The organism is Streptomyces sp. NPDC006435 (assembly GCF_040612315.1).
Taxonomy (GTDB): domain Bacteria; phylum Actinomycetota; class Actinomycetes; order Streptomycetales; family Streptomycetaceae; genus Streptomyces.
This window is the reverse complement of the sequence record NZ_JBEXPY010000004.1, coordinates 126009-145786: the sequence shown is the minus strand read 5'-3', so window position 1 is coordinate 145786 and position 19778 is coordinate 126009. Positions and strand designations below refer to the sequence as shown.

The following is a 19778-nucleotide window of genomic DNA, read 5'->3' as shown; positions in this document are numbered from 1 at the left end:
GGGAATCCACTGGTCGCGGGTGACGAGCGTCATCGATTACCGAGACCCTGCTTGATCGCGGCCTCCCCCCGGGGGGGCACCGACGCAGACCTCGAGCTCGGTGCGCAGCAGGGCTTTCAGTCCGTCGGACAGTTCGGACGAGGGCGTGCTCCGAACGCGTCGGCGATGTCGTCGGGAAGGTCGTCGAAGTTCTCGGCGATGCGGATCCGCCCCCGGAGCACCCCGTAATCGCTCCGGTCGGCCCTGGGGCGCAGCGGCACGACCTTGGCGATGGGCTCGCCCGCCCTGCTGATCACTACCTCCTCGCCGGTTTCGACCTGCTGCAGTATCCGGGAGAAGTGGGTCCTGGCCTCGTGCACGTCGTACTGCCGAGCTGCTGCCACGACTGCCTCACAGGGAACGGACGGAGAGGACTGGATACGGATCAAGGGTAGTTCCGCCGGCACCGGACGGACACCCGGCAACCCTTCGTCACCCGGCGCACCGTTTCGGACACGGTGGCCGGGTCCGTTGCACGAAGCTGCCGCGGGCCGTGCAACAAGCTGACACGACGGGCCCCGTTCCCGTGCCCTTGCCGCTGGCATCGTCGTCGCTGCCGGGAATCCCCGGCGGGACGCAACAGCCGAAGGGGAAAACGTGTTCAGGTCTTCGCTTTCGCGGCGGCACGCCGGCGCTGCGCGCACTGCCGCCGTCACCGGTCTCGTCCTCGTCTCGCTCGCGCTCTCCACCGGGGCCGCCACCGCGGCGGACACCGGCTCCCCGGCCCCGCAGCACCCGGCGGCGCACGACGTCGGGGCGTTCTGCGAGCAGGTGGCGGCGCTGACGGACCGGCTTCCCCTGCCCGCCGCACCCGTGACGGTGTGCAAGCTGGTCAACGGCTGGGACTAGGCCCGCCATGATGAGGTTTCAGCTGCTGGGGCCGCTGACCCTCGCCGACGGCCCCGAATCCGTCGTGCTCCAGCCGTCGAAGCCGACGATCCTGCTGGCCGCGCTCCTCCTGCACGCCAACGCCGTGGTGTCCGCCGACTACCTCCAGCGGGCCGTGTGGGGCGAGGAGCAGCCGGCCACCGCCAAGGCCGCGCTCCAGACCTGCGTCCTGCGGCTGCGCCGGCTCTTCGCCAAGCACGGGGTGACCGAGACGTCGATCGAGGCGGTGCCAGGCGGCTACCGGATCACCGCCGAGCCGCACTCCCTGGACCTGCTCGGCTTCCGGGACCAGGTGCGCCGGGCGGTGCTCCTGTCGGACGACCCGGAGGCGGAGCTCTGCGCGCTCAAGGACGCGCTGTCGCTGTGGCAGGGCTCGCTGCTGGCCAACGTGCGCTCCGACGTGCTGCACCGGGACGAGGTGCCGCGCCTGGCCGAGGAACGGCTGCGCAGCGTGGAACGGGTCTGCGACCTGCTGCTGGGCCTGGGCCGCTACGGGGAGGCCCTCGTCGAACTGTGGACCGCTACGCGCGTATACCCCGGTCACGAGCGGCTCCACGAGCAGCTGATCGAGGCGCTCTACCGGACGGGGCGGCAGACCCAGGCCCTCGCGGAGTACCGCAGGGTCAAGGAGTTCCTGCTGGACGAGCTGGGCGTCGACCCCTCCCCGGCCCTCCAGCAGCTGGAGCTCGCGATCCTGCGCGGCGAGGACCCGGGGACGGCCGGCCGCCTCCGCCGGCTCCCCGGCGACGCGCAGCCGTCCGGTGCCGTGCCGCAACCGCCCGACGCCGACCGGCCGCGCGCCGTCGCCGTGCGGGTCGTCGAGGGCGAGGTGGTCGCGGGCCGCGCCCCGTCCGCCCCCGCCCCGTACCCGTCCGTCCCGGCCGTACCGGGAACGGCGGCCGTGGCCGTACCGGGAACCGCCGTACCGGAGCCGGTCGGGTCGGCGCTGCCGGAAGCGGTCGTGCCCGTGCCGGTGCCCGCCGTGCCGAACTTCACCGGGCGGGACGCCGAGACCGCCGCCATGACGGCCCGCCTCACCGCCCCCGACGCACCCGGCGAGGACGGCCGGCACCCGCTCGCCGTCCTGGTGTCCGGCGCGCCCGGCATCGGCAAGTCGGCCCTCGCCCAGCACGTCGCCCACCTGGTGCGGGACGCCTTCCCGGCCGGCCGGCTGCTCGTCCGGATGACCCGCCCGGACGGCGAACCCCGCACCGCCGCCGAACTCGCGGCCGAGGTCACGGCGGCCCTGCACCCCGGCCGGCCGGCCGGACGCGCCCTGCTCGTGCTCGACGACGTGGTGGACGCCGACCAGGTGCGCCCGCTGCTGCCCGCCGTCGCCCAGGCCCGGGGAGCGGTGATCGTGACCAGCCGGATGGGGCTCGCCGGACTCGTCGCCACGCACGGCGGCTGGGTGCACCGGCTCTCCGCGTTCACCGGACAGGAGTCGTACGCGCTGCTGCGGTCCGTGCTCGGCGCCGAACGCGTCGAGGCGGAACCGGAGGCCGCGCACCGGCTCGCCGCGCTGTGCGGCCACTTCCCGTTCGCGCTGCGCATCCTGACGGCCCGGCTGCTGACCCGGCCCGCACTGGGCCTCGGCGACGCCGTCGGCTGGCTGGCCGAGGACCCCCTCGCCCGGCTCGCCCTCACCGACTGCCCGGGGCTCTCCGTGACCGGCCTCCTGGACGGCGCGCTGAACCGGCTCGACCCGCGGCTCTCCGAGGCGTTCTCGCACCTCTCGGCGGTGCCCGGGGCCGCCTTCGCCGCCCGCGACGTCCCCGCCGTCACCGAGGCGGTGCTGGACCGGCTGGCCGACGCCGGACTGCTGGAGGACGGCCCGCCGGGCCCGTACCGCATCCATGAACTGCTCCGTGTCTACGTACGAAGAACCGACCAGGAACGCATCCGCCGCACAGAGAAGGTGTGACCCCATGGCCGAGAGTGCCGAGACTGCCGCAACCGCTGCGACCGGGACGTTCGACGCGCTCGCCGCGACCCGGCCCCGCATCCGCCGGGACGTGCTGTTCACCGAGACGCCCGGCGGCGTGCTCTTCCACAACGCCGACGGCGGATTCCACCTGGCCGGCCGCACCGCCTACCGCTTCGCCTCCCTCGTCGTCCCGCACCTGACCGGCCACCACCGGCTCGACGAACTGTGCGCCGGCTTCGGACCGGGACAGCGGGCGATGGCGGCCGAGCTGATCAGGACGCTGTACGAGCGGGAGTTCGCCCGCGACGTGCCCGCGGCCGCGGCCTCGGACGGGCCGGTCCCGGACGAGGTGGCGGAGCGGTTCGCGGCCCAGATCGCCTACCTCGACCACTACGCCGACGGGGCGCCGGAGCGCTTCGCCCGCTTCCGCGCCACCCGGGTCGCCGTGCTCGGCGACGACGGGGTCGCCCGGTGGTGCGCGCTGAGCCTGCTGCGCAACGGATGCGTACGGATCGGCACGACCACGCGGTTCGCCGAGGTGACGGACGAGGCGGAGCGGACGGCGGCCCGGGTGGACACCGTCGGGGCCGGGGCCGGGGCCGGCTGGGCGGACCTGGAGGGCTACGACGTCGTCGTGGTGACCGGCGCCGGTTCCGGGGCCCGCACCCACCGGCTGCTGGCCGCCGGCGTCCCCGAGGGCCGGACCCTGATCCCCGCCTGGCTGTTCGGCGAGCGGCTGCTGGTCGGCCCGCTCTCCACCGCCTCCTCCACCGGCTGCTGGTCCTGCGCCGTGCTGCGGCTGGGCGGCAACGTGTCCGCCGGACAGGCCGCCGAAATCTGGAGCGGGGCGGCGGGCGCCGCACCGGTGTCCGCGGACGAGGTGTCCGGCCCGGTCGCCGCGATGGTCGGCAACCTCCTCGGCTACGAGATCTTCCGCCTCACCACGGGGGCGCTGCCCGCCGAGACGGCCGGCCGGGTCCTCGTCCAGGACCTGGCCTCGCTCGACGTCGTGTCCGAGCCGGTCCAGCCGCACCCCCGCTGCCTGCACTGCACCGCCCCGGACCCGGACCCGGCGGCGCCGGAGCTGCCGGACGGCCTGGCGCTCCCGGTCACCCCGACCGTGGACACCGCCCGCGACGCGGAGTCCGTGGTCGAGGAGCTGAACCGGATCGGCGCGGCGCTGGTGCGCCCGTACACCGGGGTCTTCAACCGCTACGACGACGAGGGGCTGACCCAGACCCCGCTGAAGATCAGCCGGGTGGAGGTGGCGCTCGGCGCCGGGACGCGACGCCGGATCGCCGCCTTCGACGTGCACCACCTGGCGGGCGCGCGGACGCGGGCGCTGTACGCGGCGGCCACCGCGTACGTGGAGCACGTGGTGCCGCTCGGCACGGACGGGGGCGCGGCGGCGGACCGGGAGCTCGGCCCGGACGCGCTGACCACCGGCGGCGGGAGCGGTGTCCGGCCGGACGCCTGGACGGTCGCGACCTCGCTGACCGGCAAGGACCCGGTGCGGGTGCCGGTCGCGGCCGTACGGAGCTTCGGGGCGCACAACCGGGGCCGGGCCCATCTCGCGACGTCGGCGGGTTCGGGCGCGGGCGCGGACGCGCGGGAGGCGGCGGGCGTCGGTCTGATGTCGGCGCTGGCGCACGACGCGCTGCTGCGGGCGGTCCGGGGCACGACGGCGGTGGGCCCGGTGGCCGCCGACGACGACCCGGAGCTGGTGTTCCTGCTGAAGTCCGCGGCCAACCTGGACCTCGCCGTCGAGCTGCTGGACCTGGGGGAGGGGGCGCGCACCTCGGCCCAGGTGGTGCTGGCCCGGGAGACCGGGGGCGAGGGGCGCTGGGCGGTCGGCGCCGGGCTGTCCCGGCGGGAGGCGGCCTGCGCCGCGCTGCGGGACCTGCTCGGCCCGGTGCAGCTGGCGGCCGAGGACCCGGAAGCGGACGTCGACCGGGGCGACCCGCTGGTGCGCGACCTCGCCGCCGCGAGCATCGCGGTGACCGGCGCGGAGGTCCCGGCGGACGGGACGGCGACCACGTTCGCCGCCGTCCTCGACCGGCTCCGGGACGCCGGGCGCGACGCGCTGTACGTGCCCACCACCCCGGCCGACCTCGCCGCGGGCGGCATCAGCACCGCCCGGGTGCTGCTCACGACGGACGGCGAGGACGGCTCCGATGCCCGCTGAGTCCCCGGTCCGCGAGCACCGCGGGGAGCGCCGAGAACAGGCGGGGCCCGGCGCGCGGGCGGCGACCGGTACGCCGTCGGGGCGGAACGCCCCGTCGGTACCGGACGCGCCCCGGGCCGCGTCCGCGCGCACCCTCGCGGCGCTGCTCCGGGACGCGCTGGCCCACCACGGCACCCCGCCCCCGCTGGACGTCGCCCCGCTCGGCGTGCGCGACGCCTTCGCACCCGGTGCGGCCGACACGACCGGTGCGACCGGCGCCGGGGCCGCCGTGCCCGTCCGGTTCTACGGGCGGCACGTCGTCCTCGGTCCCTTCGCCCCGGCCGCGTCCCCCGGCGGCCCCGCCCGGCCCGCCTGCCCGCACTGCCTGGAACGGCGCTGGCAGGCGGTCCGCTCCGTCGCGCTGCGCGAGGCGCTGGAGCTCGGCTCGGGCACCCGGGCGGCCGGGGAGTCCCCCCACCTCACCCCGTTCGCCGCGCACGCCGTCGCCGGGGTCCTCGCCGCCCGGCTCGGCGGCGCGGGACCGGACACCGGCGCCCTGCCCGCCGTGCACCTGGTGGACCTGGAGACCCTGCTGGTGCGCCACTACCCGCTGGTCCCCGACCCGGAGTGCCCGCGCTGCGGGGTGACGGAACCGGACACCGCCGAGGCCGCCGAACTCACCCTGGGTCCCGCGCCCAAGCGCCGTCCCGGCGGTTTCCGGGTCCGGAACATCGAGGAGTACGAGCTGCCCCTGGAGCCGTACGCCAACCCGGTGTGCGGCTCGCTCGGCCCGTCCGTCGTCCAGGACGTCTCCTCCACCTCCACCTCCGCCACCATCGGCTGCTTCTCCATGCGGTCGGGGGAGTACCTGCGCGAGACCTTCTGGGGCGGCCACGCCGACACCTTCGCCGAGAGCATGCGCATCGGCGTCCTGGAGGGGCTGGAACGGTACGCGGGCATGCGCGCCCGGTCCCGCAGGGCCCGGACCAGGGACTCCCTGAACGCGCTGCGCGCCCGGGGCGAGCACGCGCTCGACCCGCGGGTGTGCGGGCTGTACTCGGAGGAGTTCCACCGCGCCAACCCCCGCGTCACCCCGTTCTCCCCGGACCGGGCGATCCCCTGGGTGCACGGCTGGTCCCTGCGCGACGGGCACGCCGTCCTGGTGCCCGAGGTCCTCACGTACTACCACGCGCCCGGCCTGGAGAACCGCTTCGTCCAGGAGAGCTCCAACGGCTGCGCCTCCGGGGGCTGCCTGGAGGAGGCCGTCTACTTCGGGCTGATGGAACTCGTCGAACGCGACGCGTTCCTGCTCGCCTGGTACGGGCGGGCCGCCCTGCCGGAGATCGACCCGCGCACCAGCCGCCGCCCGGCCACCCGGCACATGGTCGACCGGCTGGAGATGTACGGCTACGAGGCCCGCTTCTTCGACACCCGGATCTCCTTCCCGGTCCCGGTCGTCACGGGGGTCGCCGTGCGCCGCGACGGCGGCCTCGGCCTGATGTGCTTCGGCGCGGGCGCCGGGCTCGACCCGGAGGCCGCCCTGGCCGGGGCGCTGTGCGAGATCGCCACCGACGCGGTGAACCTGCGCCGCCGCACCGAGGACGACCTGGCCCGGCTGTCCGCCATGGCCGAGGACTTCCACCGCGTCGAGGCGCTGCACGACCACCCGCTGGCGTACGGCATCCCCGAAATGGGCCGCCACGCGAGCTTCCTGCTCGGCGAACCGGGGGCGCCGCGCCCGCCCCTGCGCTCCTTCGACGAGCTGTACGGGGACGGCTCGGTGCCGCCCGTCTCCGACGACCTGCGCGAGGACCTGACCCGGTGCGTGGACTCCGTCACCGCCGCCGGGTTCGACGTGATCGTCGTCGACCAGACCATGCCGGAGCAGCGCGGCCTCGGCCTGACCACGGTCGGCGTCATCGTGCCCGGACTGCTGCCGATCGACTTCGGCTGGACCCGGCAGCGCGCGCTCGGCATGGACCGGCTGCGCACCGCCCTGCGCGAGGCCGGACTGCGCGGGCACGACCTCGCCGACGCCGACCTCAACCCCGCCCCGCACCCCTTCCCGTGACCGACGCCGACCTCAGCCCCCGCCCCGCACCCCTTCCCGTGACCGAGGAGCCCGCCATGGGGTACGCCCATGAATACGCCGCCGCGATCCTCCACCGCGGCCGGGTCCCGATGGACCCCGCCGACTTCGTGCCGAACTGGCAGGACGGCCCGCGCAAGGCCAAGTTCTACCCCGGCACCGACAGCCTCCCGCTGCCCGACTGCGACTACCCGGCCGACGCGTCGCTCGGCCGGGGACTGGAGCAACGCGCGGACGGGCGGGCGGAGTTCGACCTCTCGCTGCTGTCCGGGATGCTCCGCGACTCCTACGGGCTGACCGGCCGCCGCCTGGGCGTCCAGGCCAACACCGACCTCAGCGCCCTGCCGCACTACCCGCTCGCCAACTGGTCCCGGGGCTCCGCGTCCGGCGGCGGCCTCTACCCGGTCGGCGTCCACTGGGTCTCCGGACCGAGCGGCCCCGTACCGCCGGGGGTGCACTACTACTCCACCCGGCACCACGCCATGCAGCGGCTGCTGACCGGCGACGTGTCGGGCGACGTGCGCGAGGCGCTCGGCGACGGGGCGCCGGGCCCGGACACCGACCAGTACCTGGTCCTCGGCATCAAGTACTGGCAGAACGCCTTCAAGTACAACAACTTCTCCTTCCACGCCGTGTCCATGGACCTCGGCGCCTGCGTGCAGACCTGGCGGATGTGGGCCGGTGCCCGCGGACTGTCCGTCGAACCCGCGCTCTGGTTCGACGAGGAACGGCTCGGCCGGCTCCTCGGCGTGGACACGCAGGAGGAGGGCATCTTCGCCGTCGTCCCGCTGAGGTGGGCCGGGGCCGCCGCCCGCCCCGCGTCCGCCGCACCGGTCTCCGTGCGCCACCGGGACCGCGAACGCTCGCGCACCGTCCTCTCCTTCGACGCGCTGCGCCGGATGCAGGCCGTCACCGCCGCCGGTGCCACCGACCGCCCCGACCCGGCGGCGCTCGCCCCGGCCGCCGCACACCCCGCCGACCCGGCCCGCGCCGAGGTGGCGCTCCCGCCCGCCCCGCCGCTCGACACCGACGTGCGCACCGCGCTGCGCGCCCGCCGCAGCAGCTTCGGCCGCTTCGACGCACAACACCCGATCGGCGCGGGGCAGTTGGCGGCCTGCCTGGCCGCCTCCGCGGCCGGTGCGCGGCTCGGCGGGGACACCGGGGGGCAGCGGCTGGCCAAGCTCTACGCCTTCGTCGGCCACGTCGAGGGCATCGAGCCCGGCGCGTACGAGTACGACCCCGACGCGCACACCCTGCGGCTGGTGAAGGCGGGCCGGCCGGGCGAGTTCCTGCAGAAGAACTACTTCCTGTCGAACTACAACCTGGAACAGGCGGCCGCGGTCCTGGTGCCCACCGTCCGCACCGACGCCGTCCTGGACGCCGTCGGGGACCGCGGCTACCGCCTGGTCAACGCCACCGTCGGGGCGATCGCCCAGACCGCCTACACCGCCGCGTCCGCCGTGGGCACCGGCTGCGGCGTGGCGCTCGGCTTCGACAACATCTCGTACATCGAGGAACTCTCGCTCGCCGGGACGGGCGAGGCACCGCTGCTGATCATGATGATCGGCAACGAGCGGCCCGCCCCGGCCGACTTCCGGTACGAGATCGCCTGAGGGCCTGTCACCCGCCAGGACCCGGGCGGCAGCCCGACGACCCGCGACCGGAACGAGAAGGGGAGACCCCGCATGACGCCGGACCACCCACCCACCGCCACCACCACCCGCTCCCGCTTCATGCTGCGGGTCGCCGGGCTGCCGGTCGAGAGCGTGCGGGCACTGCGCTGCCCGGACAGCCGCCGCTGGGCCGACGAGGTGCTGCACGCCACCGAGCGGTCGCGGGCCGACGGCGAACGGCTCGGCGACCTCGTCCACGGCCTCGTCGGCGGCACCGAGGACGAGGCGCTGCGCCGCACGCTCCTGAAACTGCGCCGGGACGTCTTCAACAACCGGCTGCCGTCGCCCGCCGCCGCCGACCGGTCCCTCGCCCTGGTGCGCGGCCTGGACGAGGAGACCGGCGAGGCGCTCGCGCACTGGCTGACCGACCGGCGCCGGCTGGAGGAGCACCGGGCGGCGGGCGAGGCCCTGCTCGCCGAGGAGACCCGGCGCGCCCGCGCCGCGCTGCGCGCGCTGGCGGCCGAGGAGCGGCTGCGCAAGGGGCTGCTGCTGGCGTCCCCGGTCCTGGACGCCCAGCTCGACGCGTACGCGGGAAGCACCGCGGACACGCCCCCGGACAAGAAGCGGCGCAAGATCGAGCGCTCGCTGCTCTCGTACCTCTACCGCACCGCGTGCAAGACCAGCCCGTTCTCCACGTTCACCGGCATCGTCCCCGGCACCTTCGCCGACGGGGCCGGGGACGGCGGGGACGGCGGGCTCGGGGTCCGGGTCGAGGACGACTGGGCGGGGCTGCTGCGGCTCAACGTCGCCGCCGTCGGCCGCCTCGCGGAGGCGGTGATCGCCGACCCGGTCCGCCGCGCCGATCTGCCGGTCGCCCCGGCCTCCGGCTGGAACCGCGACGACGACCGGGTCCGCTACGTGCGCCGCTGGGTCACCCAGGGCGACGAGGACACCGCCGTCACCTTCGACGCCGTGAAGGACCGGCTGTTCTTCCTGCGCCGCAGCGGCACCCTGGAACGCCTCCTCGGCCTGTTCGAGGAGCGCGGCACCCTGCGCCACGGGGAGCTGGCCGGCTGGCTCGCCGAGGACCAGGGCGCGGACGAGGAGGAGTGCGCCCACTACCTGCGGGCCCTCCTCGACCTCGGCATGGTCCAGGTCCCCTGCCTGCGCACCGAGGTCCACGACACCGACCCGCTGCGCGCCTTCCAGACCTCGCTGCGCGGCCTGGACCGGCCCTGGGCCGACCGGCTGGCCGACCGGCTGGAGGCCCCGGCGTCCTGCGTCGAACGGTTCGGCACCGCGACCCCGGACGAACGGCGTTCGCTGATGACCGAGCTGCGCACCGCGCTGCGCGCCGTCCAGGAGGAGGAACTCGGCACGGACCGGGCGCGGATACCGCAGACCCTGCTGTACGAGGACGTGGCGGCCGGGCGGCGCACCGAGCTGTCCGCCCCGGCCTGGGAGCGGCTGGCGGCCGGTCCGCTCGGCGCGGTGGAACGCGTACTGCCCGCCTTCGACCTGACGCTGCCGCAACGCGTCACGTTCAAGGGGTTCTTCCTCGCCCGGTACGGGCAGGGCGGGCGCTGCGACGACCTGCTGAAGCTGGTCCACGACTTCCACGAGGACTTCTTCGACCAGTACATGTCGTTCACCGCCAAGCGCACCGCGTTCGACGCGGACGGCAACTACGTACCGGAGGAGAACTGGCTCTCCCTGCCGCAGCTCAAGGCCCTCGACACGGCCCGGCGGACCTTCGTGGACCGGATGCGGGCCCTGTGGTCCGACTGGGAGAAAGCGGGCGGGGGCACGGCGGGCGGGGGCGACGACGAGATCCGGGTCGACGCCGAGGTGCTCGACGAGGTGGCCGCCGAACTGGCCTCGCTGGAAACGGAGTTCACCCCGCTCGCGCACCATGTGCAGATCGTGGACCGGCCCGCCGACCCGCTGGTCGTCCTCAACCGCTCCTACGGCGGCGTCTCCTTCCCGTTCAGCCGGTTCACGCACCTCTTCGACGGCCTGGACGGGCGGCTGCTCGCCGACACCGCCCGGCTGGTGCCCGAGGGCGCCGTCCTCGCCGAGGTCACCGGCGGGCCCGTCACCAGCAACCTCAACCTGCACGGCCGGCTCACCGAGTACGAGATCGTCTGCCCCGGCGAACGCGGCACCCTGCCCGAGGGCAACCGCATCCACCTGGACGACCTCCACCTCGTCCACGACCGGGACGCCGACCGGCTCGTGCTGCGCTCCACCCGGCTGGGCAAGGAGGTGGTTCCGGTCTACCTGGGCTACCTCGTCCCGCTCGCCCTGCCCGAACTGCCCCGCACCCTGCTGCTGCTCTCACCGACCTCCATGTCCCCGCTCAACGTGTGGGGCGGGGTGCCCGAGGGCGCGGCGGAGGGCGGGGTGACCCGCAGACCGCGGGTGCGGCACGGCAGCGTGGTCCTCGCCCGGCGCAGCTGGAGCGCCCCCGCCGCCGTGCTGCCGCTGCGCGGGCCCGGGACCGGGGACGACGCGTGGTTCCTGGGCTGGCACGCGTTCCGCCGCGCCCACCGCCTGCCGGACCGGGTCTTCGCCACCGTCGCCGACAGCGGCGCGCGCGGGGCGACCGGGGCCAAGCCGGGCTACGTCGACTTCGACAGCCCGCTCTCCCTGGCCGCGTTCGAGGCGCTGATCAAAACCGCGGAGGCCCGGGTCGTGTTCCGGGAGATGCTGCCCGACGAGGACGGACTGCACGCCGTCTCCGGCCGGGGCCGCCACGTCGCCGAACTCGCGGTGGAGACCGTCCCCGCCCGAAGGAGAGAGCAGTCATGACCTCAGCCCCCCTCGCCCCGGACACCGGGCGGACCGACCTGGCGGGAGCCTGGCAGGCCACCCACGTCTTCTACGCCGCCAACCCCCGGCCGATGCTCACCCACTGCATCCGCCCCCTGGTCGCGGAACTGGAGGCGGACGGCCTGCTCGCGGGCTACTTCTTCATCAACTACTGGCTGGAGGGCCCCCACGTCCGGCTGCGGATCAAGCCGTCGTCGCCCGCGGCCGAGGCGGAGGTACGGCGCCGCACCGAGGCCGCCCTCGACACGTTCCTGTCCGAACGGCCCGCGCTGTACGAGGTCGACTCCGGGTTCCTCAACGACTTCTACAACACCCTGTTCGACATCGAGTTCCCCGGCGCCGAACGCGGTCACTACACCGACGACCAGGGCCGGATGCGGCTGCGCCCCAACAACTCGCGCAGCGCGCAGCCGTACGAGCCGGAGTACGGCAAGTACGGCGGCCCGGCCGGGATCGAGCTCGCCGAGTGGCACTTCCGGCACTCCAGCGACCTCGTCATCGACGCCTTCCGGACGAAGAACCTCCATCTGCGGACCGTGCTGCTCGGCACCTCCGCCCAGCTGATGATGGTGATGGCCGCGGCCTTCCTGCCCGACCGGAAGGAACTCGCGGACTACCTCGACAGCTACTACGAGTTCTGGCACCGGGCCTTCCCCGGCACCGGCTTCATCGGCAGCGACGAGTACGACCGCAACTACGCCGCGATGGCCCCCGGCCTGGCCGAGCGCTTCACCCGGATCAGGGCCGCCGTGGCGGGCGAGGAGGGTGCGGCCCGGCTGCCCGGCTTCCTCGCCGGCTGGGCCGAGCACTGCGTGGAACTGCGCGAGCGGGCCGTCGGACTGGCGCTGGGGGGCGAGCTGACGTTCCGTTCCTGGGACGGCGAGCGCGACGAGACGGTCACCGACCCGGCCGCCGCCCTGCCGCTGCTGCTCTCCCCGTACATGCACATGACCAACAACCGGCTGCACGTGACGATCCGGGACGAGGCGTACCTCTCGCACGTGCTCGGCCGGGCCCTGCGGGAGCAGGCGTGAGCGCCGTCCCCGGCGCCGCCGCCGACGCCCTGGCCGAGTACCGGCCCGAGCTGCGGCCCCACGTCCTGCTCAGCGAGGCGCTGCTGCACGGCGCCGCGACGGTGCACCTGATCAAGGACACCGACAGCGGCAGCTCCTTCAAGGTCGGCCCCAAGGAGCACTTCCTCATCGCCAGGATGGACGGGGCGCGCAGCCTGCGGGAGATCGGCGAGGAGTACGCGCGGGAGTACGGGCGCAGGCTGGACGGCGCCCGCTGGCAGCAGATCCTGCGGATGCTCGGCGCCCGCGGCCTGCTGGCCGGCGCCCCGGCCGTGGCGCCCGCGACGGCCCCGCGGCCCGAGCCCGCAGAGCCGCCCCGCCGCGGGCTGCTGCGCGGCAGTGTCCGGCTGGTCGCCGACGCGGACGCCACCACCGCCCGGCTGCACCGCGCGGTCGGCTTCCTGCTGGCCCCCGGATGGCTGGTGCCCCTGCTGGCCCTGGTGGTCGCGATGGAGGCGGTCGTCGTCCTGAACGCCGGCCAACTCCTCGTGGACACCCGGGATTCGTTCGCCAATCCGGTGCTGCTGGTCGGCATCGCCACCCTGCTCTGGTTCAGTACCGCCCTGCACGAACTCGCCCACGGCGTCGTCGCCCGGCACCACGGCGGCACGGTGGCCGAAATCGGACTGCGCTGGCGGCTGCCCGTGATCATCATGTACTGCACCGTCGACAACTACCTCTACCTGGGTTCCCGTCGGCAGCGCATCGACACGGCGGTGGCGGGCGCGGTGATGAACCTGCTGTTCCTGCTCCCGTTCTGCGCCCTGTGGCTGTTCGCACCGCTGGACGCGGCCACGCTCGACGCGCTCGGCGCACTGCTGCTCCTGGGCAGCGTGCAGGCGTTCGCGATGCTGGTCCCCCTCCCGCCGCTGGACGGCTACCGGATCGTGAGCCAGCTGTGCGGGGCCACCGACCTGGCCGCCTCGACCGGCGCGTACCTGCGCCTGGCCGTCCGCCGCGACCCGGCGGCAGCCGCGTACCCGCGCCGGGCCCGGACCGTCTACCTCGCCTACGGGCTGGGCTCGGTGCTCGTGCTCGTACTGATCATCGGCACGGTCGTGGCCGCTGCCCACCACCTGCTGACCGTGTGACCACCCACCGCAAGGAGAAGCCATGACCCCCACCGCCCCGTCCACGTCCCCGGACAGCGGGACCGGCCCGGACGGCGGACCCCCGCCGCCGGCCGCCGTCGTCCTGGCGGACGTCCACAAGCGGTACGGCGACAAGCACGCCGTGAACGGGGTGTCCCTCACCGTGCCGCGCGGCGAGTTCTTCGGACTGCTCGGACCCAACGGGGCGGGCAAGACCACCCTCGTCGAGATCATGGAGGGGCAGCGCAGGGCCGACTCCGGGACCGTCACCGTCCTCGGTTCGAGCCCCTGGCCGCGCAACCCGGAACTGCTGCCCCGGCTCGGCGTGCAGACCCAGACCTCGGCGTTCTTCGTCCGCCTCACCGCCCGCGAGCACCTGTGCACCATGGCCGCCCTCTACCGCACGGACCGGGCGGCGGCCGAACGCGCGCTGGAGTCCGTCGGCCTCACGGAGCAGGGCGACACCCGGGTCGACGACCTCTCCGGCGGCCAGCGCCAGCGGCTCGCCATCGCCTCCGCGCTGGTCCACGAACCCGAACTGATCTTCCTGGACGAGCCGACCGCGGCCCTCGACCCGCAGGCCCGCCGGGCCCTGTGGCAGGTGCTGCGCGACCTCAAGGGCGCGGGCCGCACCATCATCTACACCACCCACCACCTCGACGAGGCCGAGGCGCTCTGCGACCGGGTCGCCATCATGGTCGAGGGCTCCGTCGCCGCCCTCGACAGCCCCGCCCGCCTGATCGCCGCGGCCGGCCCCACCACCCGGCTGGTGGTCCCCGCGGGCCGTCTGACCCCCGCCCGCGCCCAGGAGATCGAGGGCGTGGACCGCGTCACCGAGGAACCGGACGCGCTCGTCCTGGAAACCCTCGAATCGGGCAAGGTGCTGGCCGCCCTCGACGCCCTGGGCGGACTCCAGGGCGTGCAGACGCGCACCGCCAGCCTTGAGGACGTGTACCTCACGCTCACCGGCACCGGCACCCCGCAGCCGTGACGACCCGTCGGACCCACCCACTCCCGCAGCCGTAACGGCTCCGAACCCCCCGCACCACCAGCGATACGGAGACCCCCGATGAGCGCATACGCGGCGCTGAGCCAGGCCGGATACCGGGCCTACACGCGCGACAAGACCACCCTCTTCTTCACCTTCGCCTTCCCGCTCATCTTCCTGGTGGTCTTCGGACTGATCTTCCACGGACAGACCGTCGAGCAGAGCGGCAAGCCCTACATCAACTACATCGCCCCCGGCGTCCTGTCGTGGGGCGTCGGCAACGCCGCCGTGTTCGGCGTCGGCTTCGTCCTCATGCAGTGGCGGCGCGACGACATCCTGCGCCTCATCCGGATGACCCCGACCCCGGTCTCCGCCGTGCTCGCCTCCCGCTACGTCCTGGCACTGGGCATCGGCGCCGTGCAGTGCGTGCTCTTCGTCGCCGTGGCCATGCTGCCCTCGTTCGGCCTGGAACTGGACGGCCGCTGGCCGCTCGCCCTGCCCGTGCTGGTCCTCGGCATCACCGCGTTCCTCGCCCTGGGCGTCATCGTCGGCAGCTACGCGAAGACCCCCGAGGCCGTCGCCGCCGTCGCCAACTGCCTGATGATCCCGATGGCGTTCCTGTCCGGTTCGTTCTTCCCGCTGGACGCCATGCCGGACTGGATGCAGAACCTCTCCCGCGTCCTGCCGCTGCGCTACCTCAACGACGGGATATCCGGCGCCCTGACCGGCGACGGCACCACCGGGGACATCGGCCTGTCCTGCGCGGTGCTCGCCGGCTTCGCCCTCGTCCTGATCGCGATCGCGCTCAAGACCTTCCGCTGGAGCGACAAGTCATGACGACCGCCACCGCCGCCGCCCCGCCCGTGCGCGGCGAGAGCCCGCTGGAGGACGCCCGCACCGTCCTCCAGCACGCACTGACCGCCCGCCACGCCCGCTCGGCGGACCCCCGGCCCCTGCCCGTCCCGCTCGTCGTCCCGCTGGGCGCGGCCGACACCCTCGGCTTCGGCCGCCCCGACCCGTATGCCGCAGACCGCCCCGCCGCCGACGTCCAGCTCACCTCACGCGCCGTGCTGATCGGCCCCTGGGGCGGCGACCCGGACGCCGCGGCCTGCGGACAGTGTCTGGCCATGCGCTGGCAGCGGCTGCGCAGCCGCTCGGAGCGCGAGGCCCTGGAACTGGGCGGCGCCCCGCACGGCGCCACCCACTGGCCGGTCCTCACGGACTACGCGGTCGACGCCGTCTGGGCCACCTACCGCGCCGCGCTGGGCGGCGGCCACGACCTCCCCGACGCGACCCCCGCCGACCGCGCCCTGCCCCGGGTCACCCGGGTCGACCTGGTGACCCTCGCCACCGCGACGTTCCCGCTGCTGCCCGAACCGCTGTGCCCGGCCTGCGTCCAGGAGGTCCCCGACACCGCCGACGCGGCCCGCATGGTGCTGCGCCCCGCCCCCAAGCCCGACCCGGACGGCTACCGGCTGCGCCCGCTGTCCTCCTACCTGCTGCCGACCGCGGCCCTGGCCAACCCGGTGTGCGGAGCGCTGGGCTCGGACGTCTGGATCAACCCCACGTCCACCACCACGGCGCCGGTCGCCGGCACCCACTTCGTCCGCGGCTACGCCGGACTCAACGACGTCACCTGGAGCGGCCAGGCCAACGGCTACGACACCAGCCGGGTCCTGGCCCACCTGGAGGGCCTGGAACGGTACGCGGGCACCACCCGCAGACGCGGCACCTCGCCCGTCGTGGGCAGCTACCACGAACTGGCCGACCACGCCGTGGACCCCGCCGAGTGCGGGCTCTACGCCCCCGAGACCTACGCGAGCGACCCGATGGTCTCCCCGTTCGACCCGGACCGGCCCATCCCCTGGGTGTGGGGCCACTCCCTGCGCGACGACCGCCCGGTCCTGGTGCCCGCCCGGCTCGCCCACTACAGCGCCGGGGTCGAGGCCGACAACTTCGTCTTCGAGTGCTCCAACGGCTGCGCCACCGGCGGCAGTCTGGAGGAGGCGATCCTCTACGGGCTGCTGGAGATCGTCGAACGGGACGCCTTCCTCCTGGCCTGGTACGGCCGAACCCCGCTCACCGCGATCGACCTCGGCGCCTGCCGCTCCCCGGCCGTCCGCACGATGATCGACCGGGCCGCGCTGCACGGCTACGACGTCCACGCCCTCGACACCCGGATGGACCTGACCGTCCCCGTCGTCACGGCCCTCGCGGTGCGCCGGGACGGCGGGTACGGGACGCTGTCGTTCGCCGCCGCCGCCGGATTCGACCCGGAGGACACCGTCGAGTCCGCCCTGTCCGAAGTCCTCACCTACATCCCGCACCTGCCCTACCAGGTCGCCGAACGCCATGACGAACTCGTCGCGATGGAACGGGACTTCACCCTCGTGCGGCAGCTGAAGGACCACGCCCAGCTGCACGGCCTGCCCGCGATGGCCGAGCACGCGCGGGAGTACCTGAACCCCGTCGCCGTCCGCTCCCCGGCCGACACCTTCGCCGACTGGGAACCGCTGCGCCCCCGCACCGGGGACCTGCTGGACGACCTGAACCTCCTGGTCGGCCGGATCGCCGCCGCCGGGCACGACGTCGTCGCGGTCGACCAGACCACCCCCGAACAGCGCCGGATGGGCCTGCACACCGTCGCCGCCGTCGTCCCCGGCCTGCTTCCGCTGGACTTCGGCTGGACCCGGCAGCGGGCCCTGCTGATGCCCCGGCTGCGCACCGCCCTGCGGACCTCGGGACGGCGGGCGGACGACCTCCCGGAGTCCGCGGTCAAGCGCGTCCCGCACCCCTTCCCGTGAGGACCGCCGCGGACCTTCCCGCAGCGGCCCCCGCGTCCCTTCCCGGGACGCCCGCGGGCCCCCTTTGCGCCGTCGGCGCGAAGAGGGCCCGCGTACCCGCGTGTGCGACCGGATCAGGCGCAGCAGGAGGTGGTGCTGGTGGTGCTGGAGCAGGTCGACGTCGAGGAGCAGGACGTCGAACCGGCGAGCACGACCTCGGCCGCGTCCGAGTAGTCCGAGATCTCGAAGGTCTCCGACTCCAGCTCCAGGATCTCGTCGGCGAGGGTGGCGAGCTCGGTCTTCGGGGCCATGGTGTTCTCCCTTGGCTCACGGGGATCGGCCGGCCGATCCGGCACTGTTCCCCTGCGGTGCTGCCATTGCAGCGGGGACCGCTGTCAGATCGGCCGCGCTTTCGCTGTCAGATCGCTGGCACCCCGTGACAGCGGAACGCCGAACTCCTGAAACCGGACCGGCGCAGGCTCATGACAGGACCCAGTGCTCCCCCCGGCACCGGACCGCGTGCTCCGCCCGGCACCGGACCGCCCCAGCGGAACGAGGTGAGATGGCATGACGACGAAGGAGAACCCCGCTCCACCCCAGCCCCCGCCGCCGGTACCGGCCCCGGCCGTCGCCCGGACGGTCCTGCGCCCCGCGCTGGAGCTGTACCTCGACGTGCACGCCCACCCGGAGCTCTCCGGGGCGGAGGCCCGCACCGCCGACCGGTTCGCCGCCCGGCTGGAGGCGAGCGGCTGCACGGTCACCCGGAAGGTCGGCGGCGGCCACGGACTCGTGGGCGTGCTGCGCAACGGGCCCGGTCCGACCGTGCTGCTGCGCACCGAACTCGACGCGCTGCCGGTCACCGAACGCACCGGCCTCGCCTACGCGAGCACCGTGCCCGGCGTCATGCACGCCTGCGGCCACGACCTCCATCTCGCCGCGGTCGCCGGGGCGGTGGACGAACTCTCCCGGACGCGCGCGGAGTGGAGCGGCACGGTCCTGGTCGTGGGCCAGCCCGCCGAGGAGACCCTGAACGGGGCGCGGGAGATGCTCGCGGACGGGCTGTACGAGCGGTTCGGCACCCCGGACGTGGCCCTCGCCCAGCACACCTCGCCCGCCCCCGCCGGCACCCTCGCGCACGCCGCGGACTTCCGCGCCCCCCTGATGGCGGCCGGTGCGGCGGTGGACATCACCCTGTACGGGCGGGGCGGCCACGCGGGCACCCCGCACCTGGCCGTCGACCCGATTCCGGCGGCGGCGGCCACCGTCCTGCGACTCCAGTCCGTCGTCTCGCGGGAGACGGCCCCGGCCGAACAGGCGGTGCTGGGCGTCGGGATGCTGCGGGCCGGGGAGCGCGGCAACGTGATCCCGGAGACGGCCGAACTGTCCCTGTGCATGCGGGCGTCGTCCGACCGGGCGCTCGACCGGATGACGGCCGCGGTGCGCCGGATCGTGGCGGGCGAGAGCGCGGCGTCCGGCTGCCCGAGGGAACCGGACCTGGTCGTCACCGCGCGCTCGCCCGCCCTGCGCACCGACGCCGCCGTCACCGCGGGGGTGCGCCGGGCGCACGTGGCGCTGTTCGGCCCGGAACGGGTGACGGACTGCGAACCCCTGACGGCCACCGAGGACTTCTCGTGGTTCGGCGCCCCGTCCGGTGTTCCGTCCGACGCTGCGTCCGGTGTTCCGTCCGACGCTGCGTCCGGCGCCCCGGAAGGTTTCCCGCCCGGCTTCCCGGCGGTGGCTACGGTGTACTGGCTGCTCGGCGCGACCGGGGTCCGGCAGTGGCGTGCAGCCCGTGCCGGCGGGCCGCCCGTACCGCCCAACCACGCACCGGAGTTCGCCCCGGACGTGCGCACCGCGCTGCCGACCGGGATCGCGGCGATGGCCTCGGCCGCCCGGCACGTGCTGAACCCGGAAGGGAACGCGCCATGACCTGCTTCGACCGGAAGACCGCCCACGCCGCCGGCCCCGGGCGCGTCGCGGGCCACCCCGCCGACCACGCCACCGGTCACGTCGACGTGATCACCGTCCGCCGGGACAGCACCGCCCCGACCGGGGAGACCACCGTCGTACGCCTGCTGAGCCTGCTCCCCGCCCACTGGGCCTGCACCCCGCACTCCGTGGGATCCGACCGGATCGCCCTGCGCATCGGCCTGACCCGCACCGTGGACCGGCCGACGGTCCACCGCGCGGTCTCCGGCGCCCTCGCCGACCGGGCGCTGGAGGGCTGGACGGAGGAGCGGTGACGGCGGGGGCGGGCTCGGGGCGGGGCCGTCCGCAGCCGCCCCGCCCGC

The 19778-nt window shown here is 74.8% G+C and carries 15 protein-coding genes; 13 read left to right on the top strand and 2 right to left on the bottom strand.

Going from position 1 to position 19778, the window contains the following annotated elements:
- Window positions 1–116: 116 nt before the first annotated feature.
- Complete coding sequence (locus ABZZ04_RS06645) at window positions 117–383, bottom strand: type II toxin-antitoxin system prevent-host-death family antitoxin (RefSeq protein WP_356931082.1); 267 nt, start codon at window positions 381–383, stop codon at window positions 117–119.
- A gap of 253 nt (window positions 384–636) precedes the next feature.
- Between ABZZ04_RS06645 and ABZZ04_RS06640 the strand changes: the two genes are divergently transcribed.
- The 11 genes from ABZZ04_RS06640 to ABZZ04_RS06590 all read left to right on the top strand — a co-directional run bounded on the left by ABZZ04_RS06640 (window position 637) and on the right by ABZZ04_RS06590 (window position 17508).
- Complete coding sequence (locus ABZZ04_RS06640) at window positions 637–888, top strand: hypothetical protein (RefSeq protein WP_356931081.1); 252 nt, start codon at window positions 637–639, stop codon at window positions 886–888.
- 10 nt (window positions 889–898) lie between these two features.
- Window positions 899–2851, top strand: coding sequence for a BTAD domain-containing putative transcriptional regulator (locus ABZZ04_RS06635; protein ID WP_356931270.1), 1953 nt, complete (start codon window positions 899–901; stop codon window positions 2849–2851).
- Between the two features lie 4 nt (window positions 2852–2855).
- Complete coding sequence (locus tag ABZZ04_RS06630) at window positions 2856–5039, top strand: TOMM precursor leader peptide-binding protein (protein WP_356931080.1); 2184 nt, start codon at window positions 2856–2858, stop codon at window positions 5037–5039.
- Window positions 5029–7089, top strand: a complete 2061-nt coding sequence (locus ABZZ04_RS06625; protein WP_356931079.1) for a TOMM precursor leader peptide-binding protein — start codon at window positions 5029–5031, stop codon at window positions 7087–7089. Before ABZZ04_RS06630 ends, ABZZ04_RS06625 begins: the two co-directional genes overlap by 11 nt.
- A gap of 56 nt (window positions 7090–7145) precedes the next feature.
- On the top strand, window positions 7146–8720 hold the full coding sequence (locus tag ABZZ04_RS06620; RefSeq protein ID WP_356931078.1) for a nitroreductase family protein: 1575 nt from the start codon (window positions 7146–7148) through the stop codon (window positions 8718–8720).
- 72 nt (window positions 8721–8792) lie between these two features.
- Window positions 8793–11531 (top strand): lantibiotic dehydratase, encoded by a 2739-nt coding sequence (locus tag ABZZ04_RS06615; protein ID WP_356931077.1) that lies wholly within the window; start codon window positions 8793–8795, stop codon window positions 11529–11531.
- Window positions 11528–12586: a lantibiotic dehydratase C-terminal domain-containing protein gene (locus ABZZ04_RS06610; RefSeq protein ID WP_356931076.1), complete on the top strand. Its 1059-nt coding sequence runs from the start codon at window positions 11528–11530 to the stop codon at window positions 12584–12586. Before ABZZ04_RS06615 ends, ABZZ04_RS06610 begins: the two co-directional genes overlap by 4 nt.
- Window positions 12583–13716, top strand: coding sequence for a site-2 protease family protein (locus tag ABZZ04_RS06605; RefSeq protein WP_356931075.1), 1134 nt, complete (start codon window positions 12583–12585; stop codon window positions 13714–13716). Before ABZZ04_RS06610 ends, ABZZ04_RS06605 begins: the two co-directional genes overlap by 4 nt.
- A gap of 22 nt (window positions 13717–13738) precedes the next feature.
- On the top strand, window positions 13739–14707 hold the full coding sequence (locus ABZZ04_RS06600; protein WP_356931074.1) for an ABC transporter ATP-binding protein: 969 nt from the start codon (window positions 13739–13741) through the stop codon (window positions 14705–14707).
- Between the two features lie 78 nt (window positions 14708–14785).
- On the top strand, window positions 14786–15541 hold the full coding sequence (locus ABZZ04_RS06595) for an ABC transporter permease (RefSeq protein ID WP_356931073.1): 756 nt from the start codon (window positions 14786–14788) through the stop codon (window positions 15539–15541).
- A complete protein-coding gene (locus ABZZ04_RS06590) occupies window positions 15538–17508 on the top strand; it encodes a TOMM precursor leader peptide-binding protein (RefSeq protein WP_356931072.1) in 1971 nt (656 codons plus the stop codon). Before ABZZ04_RS06595 ends, ABZZ04_RS06590 begins: the two co-directional genes overlap by 4 nt.
- Before the next feature lie 113 nt (window positions 17509–17621).
- On the opposite strand, the gene ABZZ04_RS06585 is transcribed toward ABZZ04_RS06590, so the two are convergent.
- Window positions 17622–17798 (bottom strand): thiazolylpeptide-type bacteriocin, encoded by a 177-nt coding sequence (locus tag ABZZ04_RS06585; protein ID WP_073790073.1) that lies wholly within the window; start codon window positions 17796–17798, stop codon window positions 17622–17624.
- Window positions 17799–18054: 256 nt separating this feature from the next.
- Between ABZZ04_RS06585 and ABZZ04_RS06580 the strand changes: the two genes are divergently transcribed.
- Both ABZZ04_RS06580 and ABZZ04_RS06575 read left to right on the top strand, forming a co-directional pair.
- Window positions 18055–19416, top strand: coding sequence for an amidohydrolase (locus ABZZ04_RS06580; RefSeq protein WP_356931071.1), 1362 nt, complete (start codon window positions 18055–18057; stop codon window positions 19414–19416).
- Window positions 19413–19730 carry a hypothetical protein gene (locus ABZZ04_RS06575; protein ID WP_356931070.1) on the top strand — a complete coding sequence of 106 codons (318 nt, stop codon included), beginning with the start codon at window positions 19413–19415 and terminating at the stop codon, window positions 19728–19730. Before ABZZ04_RS06580 ends, ABZZ04_RS06575 begins: the two co-directional genes overlap by 4 nt.
- Window positions 19731–19778: the final 48 nt, after the last annotated feature.